Annotated in this window: 11 protein-coding genes; 6 read left to right on the top strand and 5 right to left on the bottom strand. The window is 64.8% G+C overall.

Annotated features, from left to right (window positions below; translation table 11 throughout):
• The first annotated feature begins 13 nt into the window (after nt 1–13).
• Entirely contained in the window at nt 14–289 is a 276-nt protein-coding gene (locus AC1D00_RS07870; protein ID WP_477010272.1) for a helix-turn-helix domain-containing protein, read from the top strand.
• Nucleotides 290–636: 347 nt separating this feature from the next.
• On the opposite strand, the gene AC1D00_RS07875 is transcribed toward AC1D00_RS07870, so the two are convergent.
• Together AC1D00_RS07875 and AC1D00_RS07880 are read right to left on the bottom strand one after the other, a co-directional pair.
• Nucleotides 637–1872: an aminotransferase-like domain-containing protein gene (locus AC1D00_RS07875; protein ID WP_477010266.1), complete on the bottom strand. Its 1236-nt coding sequence runs from the start codon at nt 1870–1872 to the stop codon at nt 637–639.
• Nucleotides 1873–1961: 89 nt separating this feature from the next.
• Nucleotides 1962–2489: a DUF3124 domain-containing protein gene (locus tag AC1D00_RS07880; protein WP_167771291.1), complete on the bottom strand. Its 528-nt coding sequence runs from the start codon at nt 2487–2489 to the stop codon at nt 1962–1964.
• 67 nt (nt 2490–2556) lie between these two features.
• Here AC1D00_RS07880 and AC1D00_RS07885 point away from each other — a divergent pair, with 67 nt between their 5' ends.
• The 4 genes from AC1D00_RS07885 to AC1D00_RS07900 all read left to right on the top strand — a co-directional run bounded on the left by AC1D00_RS07885 (nt 2557) and on the right by AC1D00_RS07900 (nt 8005).
• Complete coding sequence (locus tag AC1D00_RS07885; protein WP_135177396.1) at nt 2557–4287, top strand: cation:proton antiporter; 1731 nt, start codon at nt 2557–2559, stop codon at nt 4285–4287.
• A gap of 188 nt (nt 4288–4475) precedes the next feature.
• Nucleotides 4476–5552: a 3,4-dihydroxy-2-butanone-4-phosphate synthase gene (gene ribB, locus AC1D00_RS07890; protein ID WP_135177395.1), complete on the top strand. Its 1077-nt coding sequence runs from the start codon at nt 4476–4478 to the stop codon at nt 5550–5552.
• A gap of 131 nt (nt 5553–5683) precedes the next feature.
• Nucleotides 5684–6898: an acyl-CoA dehydrogenase gene (locus AC1D00_RS07895; protein ID WP_477010267.1), complete on the top strand. Its 1215-nt coding sequence runs from the start codon at nt 5684–5686 to the stop codon at nt 6896–6898.
• 189 nt (nt 6899–7087) lie between these two features.
• Nucleotides 7088–8005, top strand: a complete 918-nt coding sequence (locus AC1D00_RS07900) for an MBL fold metallo-hydrolase (RefSeq protein ID WP_477010268.1) — start codon at nt 7088–7090, stop codon at nt 8003–8005.
• Nucleotides 8006–8120: 115 nt separating this feature from the next.
• On the opposite strand, the gene AC1D00_RS07905 is transcribed toward AC1D00_RS07900, so the two are convergent.
• Nucleotides 8121–8975: a DUF1499 domain-containing protein gene (locus AC1D00_RS07905; protein ID WP_477010269.1), complete on the bottom strand. Its 855-nt coding sequence runs from the start codon at nt 8973–8975 to the stop codon at nt 8121–8123.
• A 226-nt stretch (nt 8976–9201) separates the two neighbouring features.
• Nucleotides 9202–10830 (bottom strand): fatty-acid--CoA ligase, encoded by a 1629-nt coding sequence (locus tag AC1D00_RS07910; RefSeq protein WP_477010270.1) that lies wholly within the window; start codon nt 10828–10830, stop codon nt 9202–9204.
• Nucleotides 10831–10895: 65 nt separating this feature from the next.
• Between AC1D00_RS07910 and AC1D00_RS07915 the strand changes: the two genes are divergently transcribed.
• Nucleotides 10896–11966: an extensin family protein gene (locus AC1D00_RS07915; RefSeq protein WP_477010271.1), complete on the top strand. Its 1071-nt coding sequence runs from the start codon at nt 10896–10898 to the stop codon at nt 11964–11966.
• A 36-nt stretch (nt 11967–12002) separates the two neighbouring features.
• On the opposite strand, the gene AC1D00_RS07920 is transcribed toward AC1D00_RS07915, so the two are convergent.
• Nucleotides 12003–12683, bottom strand: a complete 681-nt coding sequence (locus tag AC1D00_RS07920) for a L,D-transpeptidase (RefSeq protein ID WP_135177389.1) — start codon at nt 12681–12683, stop codon at nt 12003–12005.
• Nucleotides 12684–12965: the final 282 nt, after the last annotated feature.

Below are 12965 nucleotides of genomic sequence, written 5' to 3' on the forward strand. Positions count from 1 at the left end.
CGTGGATAGACCAATTCTGAATCAAGTCATGGATTTTGCGGGCGAAGTGCTGCCGGGCAGCTGTGCCGTGCCGCCTTATTCGGAGACCGCGTTTCTGGCCGAGCTGGGCGACCGCTTGAGGTCCTCGCGCATGCGCTGCGATCTGTCGCGCCGGGAGCTGGCGCGCCGCTCCGGGATTTCCGAGCGCTATATCGCACAGATCGAGGCCGGCAAGGGCAACGTCTCGATCGTCCTGTTGCTGCGGCTGGCCTCCGCGATCCACGGCAGCCAGCCCCAGGCGGCGGCGTGAACCTTCAAGTATCAAAACGGCTGGAAGATTGCATCGCGGCCTACCGACCAGGATTCCGTGCCTGACGGAAAGTACCGGGTCATAGTGACGATCTGATTTCCATTCGATGGATTCCTCCAGAGGAACCCATAGGTCCGTTCTGGCGATCTGATTCTTTGGGGTCCTGTGAATTGGTCGGGGGCGATCCCGCGTCTTGAACACTCCCCTTGAAATGCAAGCACGGCCTCCTCGCGGGCGCTGGCTTCGGTGCTCGTTGCGAAATGCAGGACTTCAGAGGCGACGACGGCCAGAACGAGAGCGGTCGCGATTTCGAAAATCCACAGGGAGATGCGCGCCGCCCGTTTCATTCATCCCCGCGCCTTTTCAATATTGGCGCTGCGGGCGGGCACGCCGAACTCCCTGCGGCAGACCTCGGCCAGCACAGCGACGCCCTCGCGGATCTGCTGATGCGAGGGGCTGGCAAAGCACAGCCTGAGACGTGAGCTGGAATGGCCCTTGTTGGTCGACCATTCCGGCCCCGGATTGATCGACACGCCGGCAGCAAGCGCGGCCTGATACAGCTTCAGCGTATCGACCTGGTCGGGCAGCTTCACCCACAGGAAGATGCCGCCCTTGGGCTCTTCGAACTCCGCCGCCGTCCCGAACTGCTCGTTGAGGGCTTCCATCAGCGTATCGAGTTTGGTGCGCAGCACCTTCGTCAGGGCCGGCACGTGGCTTGCGAAATGCGGCTTGCAATAGGCCGCCAGCACCATCTGCTCCAGCGCGCCGGAGCCGGCATCCGTCTTCAGCGACAGCATCCGCGACATCACATCCCAGGGCGCGACGACGAAGCCGACGCGCAGCGCCGGCGCGATCGATTTCGAGAACGAGCCGATATGGATCACGCCGCCGTTCGGGCTCATCGCGTAGATCGCCGGCGGCCGCTGTCCCGACCAGACGAGATCGGCATAGCAGTCGTCCTCGAAGATCGGCACGCCATACTCGGCGGCGAGCCGCACCAGCTCGGCGCGGCGGCTCTCCGGCATGATGCTGCCGGTCGGGTTCTGCACCGTGGGGATGGTGTAGATGTATTTTGGGCGGATGCCGCGGCTCTTCAGGTCGGCCAACGTCGTGGCCAGCACGTCCATGCGCATGCCGTCCGCATCGAGCGGAATGCCGACGACGTTGACGCCGAGCCGAGCCAGGCGGTTCAGCGAGCCCTGATAGCTGTCCTGCTCGAAGATCACGGTATCGCCGCGGGCGAGCAGCGTATTGTTGACGAGGTCGAGCGCCTGGAGCGAGCCGGAGACGATCAGGAGATCGTCGACCGTGCAGTTGATTCCGGCATCGCGCTTCAGCTTGGAGACGAGGAATTCGCGCAGCGGCAGGTAACCTTGCGGACCATGCGCCAGACCGTAAGTGGCGAGCGATCGGCCCTCGCGTTGCAGGGCGAGGTTGGCCGCCTCGATCAGCTCGTCCAGAGGCACCTGCTCGGAATCATTGTTGCCGCCGACGAAGCTGTATTTGGCAAGGCCCGTCCAGCGCGCGGAAGGGGCCGGCAGCCCTGCGGGAAACAGGGGCGCGAAATCGAAGCTGGACGTCATGGGAGCGTTCCTCGTTTTGTTCTTGTTGAGCGACCGGCTTTGCACCGGCCTGCTTTACGTCTTGCCGGCCGTCCGGGTCGGACGGCCCTCTACTTCTTTGTGGCCGTCCGGGTCGGACGTCCCTGGCTGATGAAAGCGTAATGCGCATTGGCGACGCCGCCAACCATCAAGGCCTCGACCACCGGCTCGGCGATCTCGCCCGTTGCCGCCCAGTCGACGAGGAAATTGGCTCCGGTCCCGCCGCGCACGTCGTCGGTCGGAATGAAGATCGAGACGGTGGCGAGGGGCCTCAAGGCCACCGGCGCCTTCAGATAGCTTTCGACCTGCTTGCCTGCAGTGTCGAAATAGGCGATGCGTTTGACCACCAGTGGCTGGGTCTCGGAGGCGTTGTGAACGCTCAATGTCACCGAGAAATCGACGCGCAGCTTGCCCTGGCTCATCGCGACGCTGGAATAGGCCGGCACATAGAACCCGCCGGCGACGGCCAGTTCCTCCTTCGGCAGCGCGGTGAGCGAATCGGCAAAGTTTTGTTCGATATTGACCTTGGATTGGGCCGCGGCCGGCAAAGCGGACGCGAACGAACCTAGCAGGGCTATCAGCCAGAGCACGATCCGCATGTGACGAATTGCTCGCTTGCCGCGGCGCAACCCGTCTCTAGGGTGCGGCAAAACGGACCAATTTGGCATGCACGAGCTCATTCGCGACATCACTCTCTGTATCCTGTTTGCCTGGATGCTGGGCCTGCTCGCCCATTTCTCCCGGCAGCCGCTGATCCTGGCCTACCTTATCGCCGGCTTTTGCATAGGTCCATTCGGTGCCGGGTGGGTCAAGTCGCAGGAATCGATCAGTGTCATCTCCGAGCTCGGCCTGATCTTCATGCTGTTCATGATCGGCCTTGAGATCGACCTGAAGAAGATCGTGCGGGCGGGAAGGGTGATCTTGTTCGCAGCGGGCGGCCAGCTGCTCGGCGGCTGCCTGCTCGGGGTCCTGTTCTTCGCCGGCATCGGCCTGTCGCTCGGCGGCGGCCATTTCGATGCGGTCTATCTCTGTATCGCCTGCGCGCTGTCGAGCACCGTCATCATCGTCAAGGTGCTCTACGAGAAGCGTGAGCTCGACACGCTGCCCGGCCGCATCACGCTCGGCGTGCTGGTGCTCCAGGATATCTTCGCCATCCTGTTTCTGGCGGTGCAGCCGAGTCTTGCCAATCTGCAAGTGAGCGTCATCCTGCTCTCGATCGGCCGCGTCGCGGTGCTGGTCGCAGCGGCGCTGCTGGTCAGCCGTTATGTGCTGCCGCGCCTCTTCCACCAGATCGCCCGCCGGCCCGAACTGATCCTGCTCGGCGCGCTCGCCTGGTGCTTTCTCGTCGCCGAGACCGCGGAGCGGCTGTCGCTGTCGCGCGAGATGGGCGCCCTGATCGCCGGCGTCTCGCTCTCGACCTTTCCCTATGCACTCGACGTCACCGCCAAGGTCACCACGCTGCGCGACTTCTTCATCACGCTGTTCTTCGTCGCGCTCGGCATGACCATTCCCGTGCCCGGCCTCTCCGTGATCGGGCTTGCCTTGATGATTGCGGCGTTCACGGTGGTGAGCCGGCTCGTCACGACCTTCACGCCGCTCTACCTGATGAAGCAGGGGCTGCGTGCCAGCCTGTTGCCGGCCCTGAACCTCGCGCAGATCTCCGAGTTCTCGCTGGTGGTGATCCAGACCGGCGTCACCGACAACCACATCGCCGCCGAAACGGCGAACGCGGCCTCCTTCGCCTTCGTGGTGCTGGCCGTGCTCTCGACCTTCGTGATGACGCGCAGCGACGAGATCACCCGCTGGGCGATCGGCCCGTTGAAGCGGATCGGCCTGCGCGATCTCGATCACGGCAACGGCCATGCCGAGGAGGGCCACGAGGGCGGCCATGGCGAGGCCCGCCGCATCGTCATCCTCGGCTTTTTCCGCGCGGCGAGCGCGCTGCTGGCCGAGATCGAACGGCAGGCGCCGGTGCTGCTCGAGCAGATCACCGTGGTCGATTTCAACCCCAATGTGTACCAGACCCTGCTTTCGCGCGGCCTGCACGTGATCTATGGCGACATCAGCAGCGCGGACACGCTGCTCCATGCCGGCGTCGGCAAGTCCGAGATGATCATCCTCAGCGTGCCGGATGCGCTTCTCAAGGGCGCCAGCAACGAGAAGCTGGTCCGCCACGTCCGCACCCTCAACCCGACCGCCATGATCGTGGCTACGGCCGATCTTTTGTCGGACGTGGGCGAGCTCTACGAGGCCGGCGCCAGCTACGTCACCGTGACCCGGCTCAGCGACGCCCACGAGCTGTTTACCGTGATCGAGGCCGCCCAGGCCGGCCTGCTCGCGGACAAGCGCGCCGAGCTCGACCTGCGGCTCGGCGAGCGGCGAGAGGTGCTGCCCTGACGGCGTCCGGTCGTCTTCCATCCGGGGTTTGTGCGCCTATATCCCTGGTATCTTCGGTGCAAGCCTGAGACCCGCCGCCCCGACGGCCATCCGGCATATGCGGTTGCGTCCAGGACACTAGCGCTTGGGGCCAAGTCCGGCTAAGGCGTCCGCTGAGCCCCCGGCTCATAACCGATAGAGATTGGGAAATGCCCGATACCGTCCAGGAAGTCTTGCAGGCCTTTGCCAGGGGCGAGCTCGTCGTCGTCACCGACGACGAGGACCGCGAGGGCGAGGGCGATCTGATCGTCGCGGCCTCGCTCTGCACCGCCGAGAAGATGGCGTTCATCATCCGCCACACCTCCGGCATCGTCTGCGCGCCCGTGACCACGGAGGACGCGCGCCGCCTGCGGCTCGATCCCATGGTGGCCCACAACGATTCCGCGCACACCACCGCGTTCACGGTCTCGATCGACTACAAGCCCGACGGAGGCACCGGCATCTCCGCCGATGAGCGCGCCTCTTGCTGCCGCGCGCTGTCCAATCCCAATGTCGGCGCCAACGATTTCGCCCGGCCCGGCCACATCTTTCCGCTGATCGCCAAGGATGGCGGCGTGCTGCTGCGCTCCGGCCATACCGAGGCCGCCGTCGACCTCTGCAAGCTCTCCGGCCTGCCGCCGGTCGGCGTCATCAGTGAGCTGATGAACGACGACGGCAGCGTGATGAAGGGCGAGCAGGTCGCCCGCTTCGCCGTCCAGCACAAGCTCAAGCACGTCACCATCGCGGACATGATCGCCTACCGCCAGGTGCGCGAGAAGCTGATCGAGCGGGTCTCGACCTTCGTCACCGACAGCCCGATCGGCCCCTTGCAGGGCTATGCCTATCGCTCGCCGTTCGACTCCATCGCCCACGTCGCCTTCGTCTACAACGGCGTCGGCGACGGCAAGAACGTGCTGACGCGCTTCCACAAGCCGAACATCGTCAAGGACATCTTCACCGGCCACAAGCGCATGGCGGCCGTGCTCGAGCATTTCGAGAAGTCCGGCCGTGGCGTGCTGGTCTATTTGCGTGACGGCGCAGCCGGCGTGCCGGTGGCTCCGCTCCCGGATGAGACGTCGACGGAGGCCGACCGCAACCGCCAGTGGCGCGAGATCGGCGTCGGCGCGCAGATCCTGCGCGATCTCGGTGTCACCTCGATCCGGCATCTCACGTCCTCGGTGCACGACTACAAGGGCCTGTCCGGCTTTGGCATCGAGATCGTCGCCAACGAGCAGCTCGAAATCTGACGGCGTTGTTTCCGGGCTCGCGCGATTGCGCGCCCCGGAATGACCGAAACCAGGATGCAATTGCACTTGTTGCCGCGGCGCTTTACTTTGTCGGGCAATTCTTGACGGAACCAGACGCGAAAGGACGTTTCATGAGCGTGCGCCCTCAGGCCAAGGACAAGCCCGCTGCGGCTTCTTTCCAGTGGGACGATCCGTTCCTGCTCGATGAGCAGCTTACCGAAGACGAGCGCATGGTGCGCGACACCGCGCGCGCCTACGCCCAGGACAAGCTGATGCCGCGCGTCGCCAAGGCCTATCTCGAAGAGACGACGGATCGCGAGATCTTCAACGAGATGGGCGAACTCGGCCTGATCGGCATCACGCTGCCGGAGGAGTACGGCTGCGCCAATGCGAGCTACGTCGCCTATGGCCTGGTCGCGCGCGAGATCGAGCGGGTCGATTCCGGCTATCGCTCGATGAATTCGGTGCAGTCCTCGCTGGTGATGTACCCGATCTACGCCTATGGCGACGAGAACCAGCGCAAGAAGTACCTGCCGAAGCTCGCCAGCGGCGAGTGGGTCGGCTGCTTCGGCCTGACCGAGCCGGACGCCGGCTCCGACCCGGCCGGCATGAAGACCCGCGCCGAGAAGGTCTCGGACGGCTATCGCCTGACCGGCAGCAAGATGTGGATCTCGAACGCGCCGATCGCCGACGTGTTCGTGGTCTGGGCCAAGTCGGCCGCGCACGACAACCAGATTCGGGGCTTCGTGCTGGAGAAGGGCATGAAGGGCCTCTCCGCGCCGAAGATCGGCGGCAAGCTCAGCTTGCGCRCTTCCATCACCGGCGAAGTCGTGATGGACGGCGTCGTGGTTCCGGAAGACGCGCTGCTGCTCAACGTCTCCGGCCTCAAGGGCCCGTTCGGCTGCCTCAACCGCGCCCGCTACGGCATTTCCTGGGGTGCGCTCGGCGCGGCCGAGGACTGCATGCACCGCGCCCGTCAGTACACGCTCGACCGCAAGCAGTTCGGCAAGCCGCTTGCCGCGACCCAGCTCGTGCAGAAGAAGCTCGCCGACATGGAGACCGAGATCGCGCTGGGCCTCCAGGGCTCGTTGCGCGTCGGCCGCCTGATGGACGAGGGCAAGTTCGCCCCCGAGATGATCTCGATCATGAAGCGCAACAATTGCGGCAAGGCGCTCGACATCGCCCGCGTCGCGCGCGACATGCACGGCGGCAACGGCATCTCGATCGAGTACCACGTGATGCGCCACGTCCATAACCTCGAGACGGTCAACACCTACGAGGGCACCCACGACGTCCACGCCCTGATCCTGGGCCGCGCCATCACGGGYATTCAGGCGTTTTTCTAGTCGCCACGTATTCCGCGGCCGTTGTTTTGCTCGGCTGTCTTCGTCCGCCCTGTGCGCAATTGCGCACTAGAGCGGACGATCCAGTATCCCAGAGACCTCGCCTTGGCCACGGACGCTACGGCGTACTGGATACCCCGCTTTCGCGGGGTATGACGGCGAGGGGTGGGGCAGCAGTGCACAGGAAGTCCGATGTCCGACAGCGACGACGTCCCGTTCAACCGCAACTTTCCACTCAAGGYCGGCGTCGTCGAGGAAGTCCGCCCCGGCGTGCGGCGCGTGCTCTGTAACAATCCGAGCCCGTTCACCTTTACCGGTACGGTCAGCTACATCGTCGGCACGGGCAACGTCGCGATCATCGATCCCGGTCCGGACGACGCGGCGCATGCGGCGGCGCTGCTCGATGCCGTGCGCGGCGAGACGGTGAGCCATATCTTCGTTACCCACACCCACCGCGACCATTCGCCGAACACGGCGCGGATCAAGCAGGCGACCGGTGCGCCGGTTTATGCCGAGGGCCCGCACCGCGCCTCGCGCCCGCGCTTCGAGAGCGAGAAGCACAATCCGGAATCCGGCGTCGACCGCGATTTCGCGCCCGATACCAGGATCGCCCATGGCGACGTCGTCGAGGGCGCGGGCTGGCGCCTCGAGGCGGTGGCGACGCCGGGCCACACCGCCAACCATCTCGCCTTCGCCTGGCCCGAGCGAAAATTCAACTTCGTCGGCGACCACGTGATGGGCTGGTCGACCTCGATCGTTGCGCCGCCCGACGGCTCGATGATCGACTACATGGAATCGCTCGACCGCTTGGCCGCCCGCGAGGAGGATCTCTATTTCTCGGGCCACGGCCCCGAGATACCGGACGGCCCGCGCTTCGTGCGTTTCCTGATCCGCCACCGCAAGGCGCGCGAAGCCTCGATCCTGCATCGCCTCGCCAAGGGCGAGGCCGACATCCCGACTATGGTGCGCGCGATCTATATCGGCATCGATCCACGGCTGACGACGGCTGCCGGCTATTCCGTGCTGGCGCATCTGGAAGATCTGGTCGCCCGCGGCGTGGTGGCGACGGATGGCGATCCCGTGATCGGTGGGACGTATCGGATGGCTTAGCTCGTCRTTCCGGGGCGCGCGTCAGCGCGAACCCGGAATCCATCGGCCGCAGCGTTGGTGGATGAATGGATTCCGGGCTCGGTCCTGCGGACCGCCCCGGAATGACGCTAGCGCGTCACTTCTTCACCGTCTTCGCCGGTGCCTTCGGCGGCGTCACCGGGGTCTTCTTCACCGGCTTCAGCGCGTCCGCATCGGCGGCGGTGTTGAGATCGTCGATGAATTTCTTGACGCGCGCGGCGTTGCTGCCGAGGTCGCTATCGAAATAGCGCGAGGCGGAACGGATATCGACGCGGGAATCGTCGCCGTCGGGCACGACCCTGATGGAAATGTCCTCGCGCAAACCCATGATCGGCGTGCGCGCCACCGCCTCGATGCGGCCGATGCGGCGCGGCGGCTGCGGCGCGCGCTCGTCGATGACGAGCCATTTGCGCTTGTTGACGAGCTGCAGCGCGATCGCATAGGCGCGGTCGACCGGGATCTCGAGTTCGATCGGCTCGATATCGGGATAGAAATGGCGCTGCTGCTCGGCCGAATAGAGGCCGGCATAGACCGCGGTATTGGCGCCTTCACCGGCGCGCAGGCGCGCCAGCGCGTCGAAGCGGGGCGGGTCGATCGGGTCGGTGGTGACGTCGTGGATCGCCGGCAGCTTGCGGTATTGCAGGCCGAGATAGGCGGGGTAGGCGAGGATCATGCCGTCGATCAGGAAGGCGAAGAGGATGCGCGCCATGCCGCGCGAGCCGTTCTGCCAGATCGCGGCGAAGCCGGCGAGGCCGAACAGGATCGAGAGCGCGGCGATGGCGAGGCCACCGAAGAAGGTGACGAGCGCGGGCTTCGGCTCCAGAAAGCCGAACCGGACGACGATGATCGACACCGCCACCGCCACCACCGCGAACACGGCCAGATTGCGCGCCCAGCTGGCGAGGCTGGACACGGGCTCCGACTGGTAGGGAGCGGAAATCCTGCGGGCCATCGGGTGAGCTCTGCCGGGGTTTTCGAGGCGGTACCGCGCCGATCTGGCGCGACGATAGGAGGCGTTGAGACCACGCCCCGGCGGCAAATTCAAGGGATACCGGGTTGCTCCTGCCCGTCATTCCGGGGCGCCCGAAGGGCGAACCCGGAATCTCGGGATTGTCAGGTTCGCAATTGCGAACCATAGTTCGATGCCGTTGGCATCGCCCCGGACTGACGTGCAAGTCCTACGCCGCCGCGTTCGGGAAGCGGTAATCCTTGAACTGGTCGCGCAGCGCGGTCTTCAGGATCTTGCCGGTGGCGGTGTGCGGGATGCCGTCGACGAAGGCGACGTCGTCCGGCATCCACCATTTGGCGATCTTGCCGTCCATGTACTTCAGGATGTCCTCGCGGCTGGCCTGCTGGCCCTGCTTGAGCTGAACGATGAGCAGCGGCCGCTCGTCCCATTTGGGGTGGAACACGCCGATCACGGCGGCCTCCGCCACGGCCGGATGGCCGACCGCGAGGTTTTCGAGGTCGATCGAGGAGATCCACTCGCCGCCGGACTTGATCACGTCCTTGGAGCGGTCGGTGATCCGCATGTAGCCGTCCTCGTCGATGGTCGAGACGTCGCCGGTGTCGAAGAAGCCGTCCTCGTCGAGGATGTTGGTATCGACCCGGTAATAGGCCTTGGCGACGGCGGGGCCGGAGACCTTGAGGCGGCCGAAAGTCTTGCCGTCCCAGGGCAGCTCCTTGCCAGCATCGTCGGTGATCTTCATCTCGACCGCGAAGGGTGCATAGCCCTGCATCTGGAGCACGTCGAGCCGCGCATCGCCGGTCGCGTCCTGGAACGGCGGCTTCAGCGCCGCGACGCTGCCGATCGGGCTCATCTCGGTCATGCCCCAGGCGTGGCGGACGTTCGAGCCCATGTCGAGGAAGGCCTTGATCATCGAGCGCGGCATCGCCGAGCCGCCGCAGATCACCATCTTCAGCTCAGGCAGCTTCAGATTGTTGGCGGTCATGTGCTGGAGCAGCATCAGCCACACCGTGGGCACACCCGCGGTGTGGGTCACCTTCTCGGTCGAGAGCAATTCATAGACCGAGGCGCCGTCGAGCTTGGCGCCGGGCATCACCAGCTTGGTGCCTTGCGAGGGCGCGGAGAAGGCGATACCCCAGCTGTTGGCGTGGAACAGCGGCACCACCGGCAGCATCGTCTCGGAGGCGCTGGTACCGAGCGCATCGACGTTGTTGGCCATCAGCGCGTGCAGCACGTTGGAGCGATGCGAATACAGCACACCCTTCGGATCGCCCGTGGTGCCAGATGTGTAGCACATCGCCGCCGCCGTGTTCTCGTCAAAGTCCTTCCATTTGAATTTGCCGTCGGCCTGCGCAATCCAGTCCTCGTAGGCGATCACATTCTTCAGCGTGGTCTCAGGCATATGCGCCTTGTCGGTCAGCACGACGTAGCGCTCCACGCTTGGCAGCTTGTCGGCGATCTTCTCCAGGATCGGAACGAAGGTGATGTCGGTCATCACGATGCGATCCTGCGCATGGTTGATGATCCAGGCGATCTGCTCGGGGAAAAGGCGGGGATTGACGGTATGGCAGATGGCGCCGATTCCCATGATGCCGTACCACACCTCGAGATGGCGCCAGGTGTTCCRGGCGATCGTTGCGACGCGGTCGCCGACCTTGATGCCGTCGCGCTCCAGCATCTGCGAGACCTTGAGCGACCGCTTGTGGATCTCGGCGTAGGTGGTGCGATGGATCGGTCCCTCGACCGATCGCGTAACGACCTCCTGCTTGCCATGAATCCTGGCGGCGTGTTCGATGATCCGGTGGCAGAGCAGGGGCCAGTCTTGCATCAAACCAAGCATTCCGACGTTCCTCCGAGAAGTCGCTGGACGCGTTATCGCTCTCAGCGTTGGGCCAAAGAATTGTCATGAGTTTTAGCCTGCCGGACTTTCGCCGCAAATGGTCTTGTCGCGGCTATATGTCCGCCGGCGCGGCAATGGTTACCGCCGCGCTCGGGCTCACGCTCGTGCTCGCGGACCGGGCGGAGGCGCGAAAATATGCTGCGCCGCTCGATATCTTTGGTTTTGGTCCACCACGGCCGCGCGCGACGGTTCATGCCGCCAAGATACCGCTACCAAAACCACGCCCTGCGGAAGCCCCCAAAGCACCGGACGAGGCGGCACCGGAGGCCGACGGCAAGCCTTCCCCGGACAAGCCGGCCGAGGCCGCGCCGCCGCCGGAGAAACAGGTCTCGGCCTGCCGGCTCGCGCTGACCGAGGAGATCGCGATTGCACCCTCCATTCCGGACATCCGTGGCCCCGGCGCCTGCGGCGGCGAGGATCTGGTGCGGCTAGAGGCCATCGTGCTGCCGGACAAGCGCAAGGTGGCGGTCAAGCCGGCGGCGATCCTTCGCTGCACCATGGCGTCTGCGATCGCCGACTGGGTACGCAAGGACATGGTGCCGCTGGCCACCAGCCTCGGCTCGGCCATCGCCGATCTCGACAATTTCGATAGCTTCGAGTGCCGCGGCCGCAACCGCATCGCCGGCGCGATGCTGTCCGAGCACGGCAAGGCCAACGCCCTCGACGTCCGGGCCATCAAGCTCGCCAACGGGCAGTCGATCGGCCTCACCGATCGCACCATGTCGCGAGACGTGCGCGAGCGTGTGCTGCATTCGGTGTGCGCGCGCTTTTCCACCGTGCTCGGCCCGGGCTCGGACTGGTACCACGAGGACCATATCCATCTCGACCTGGCGCAGCGGCGCAACGACTACCGGATCTGCCAGTGGAACGTCTGGGATCCCCTGCCGCAGATCGCTCCGCTGCTGCCAGCGGGACGGCCTGAGGAGGCGCCGCCGCGCGAGGTTGCGTCCAAGCCTGAGGCAAAGGATGGAGCTGATGACGAGGCGGCGGAGAAATCCCCCGCGCCTGCGAACAAGTCGGCGGCCGGCGGCGACAAGGTCCCGTCACGCAAGCCCGCAACAAAAAAGCGCCGGTAAAACCGGCGCTTTTGAAAGGCCTCGGGAAAGGCCGATTTAGTAGGAAGAATTGGAGCCGCCGCCCTGGAGCGCAAGGCGCGAATTGTAGGGCGAGTCGCCGTGCTTCGGCTCGAGCACCACGACGATGGTGCCGACCTTGACCCGGTTATAGAGGTCGATCGCGTCCTCGTTGGTCAGGCGGATGCAGCCCGACGAGATCGAGGCGCCGATATATTCCGGCTGGTTGGTGCCGTGGATGCGGAACAGCGTGTCCTTGCCACCCGAGTAGAGATACATCGCGCGGGAGCCCATCGGATTGTCCGGACCTGGCGCAACATAAGTCGGCACGCCCAGGCGCGAAATCTCGCCCGGGGTCGGATGCCAGGCCGGCCACTCGGTCATGCTGCCGACCTTGGCGATGCCGGACCAGGCCATGGCTTCTTCACCGACGGTGATGCCGTAGCGGATCGCCTTGCCGCCATCCATCACCCAGTAGAGGTAATGGTTGTCGGAATCGACCACGATCGAGCCCGGCGATTCCTTGCGGTGGTAGTCGACGATGGCGCGGCGGAACGGCTCCGCGACCGGGGTATTCTCGTACCGGACCTTGGCGAGCAGTTCCTTGTCCTTCGGCTTGAAGGCCTTAGTGTCGGTCGCCTCGAAATGCGTGGCCTGCATGCAGCCCGACAGCATCAGGCCGGCGGCCAAAATACCCAACTTAACTTTCAGCGACGACATGATTTGGTTCCAATCAAAACAATACCGCGCGGGAAAGCCTGAGCTTAGCGCCCAAGTTCCTCGACTCCGTTAATCCCATTATCGTTGAAATCTGCCACAATTCCAGCACTCAAGGCCTTTTCCCGCGCTGCGAGACCTCAGCTGTGGCTTTTTTGCCGCAAGTTTTTCGACTTTGAGCGGGTTTTGGGGCAAAGCGTGCCGAACTGTCGATTCCGTGCCACGGTTGGGCCACGGCGTCGCCACAAATGCAAACGCTCCGTTAATGTGCTTGTCATGATGAAC

This window comes from Bradyrhizobium sp. P2_E8 (assembly GCF_056403875.1).

Coding starts and splice junctions, on each gene's coding strand:
- AC1D00_RS07875 (WP_477010266.1), bottom strand. CDS start 1,872: ATGACGTCCAGCTTCGATTTCGCGCCCCTGTTTCCCGCAGGGCTGCCG.
- AC1D00_RS07880 (WP_167771291.1), bottom strand. CDS start 2,489: ATGCGGATCGTGCTCTGGCTGATAGCCCTGCTAGGTTCGTTCGCGTCC.
- AC1D00_RS07885 (WP_135177396.1), top strand. CDS start 2,557: ATGCACGAGCTCATTCGCGACATCACTCTCTGTATCCTGTTTGCCTGG.
- ribB (WP_135177395.1), top strand. CDS start 4,476: ATGCCCGATACCGTCCAGGAAGTCTTGCAGGCCTTTGCCAGGGGCGAG.
- AC1D00_RS07905 (WP_477010269.1), bottom strand. CDS start 8,975: ATGGCCCGCAGGATTTCCGCTCCCTACCAGTCGGAGCCCGTGTCCAGC.
- AC1D00_RS07915 (WP_477010271.1), top strand. CDS start 10,896: ATGAGTTTTAGCCTGCCGGACTTTCGCCGCAAATGGTCTTGTCGCGGC.
- AC1D00_RS07920 (WP_135177389.1), bottom strand. CDS start 12,683: ATGTCGTCGCTGAAAGTTAAGTTGGGTATTTTGGCCGCCGGCCTGATG.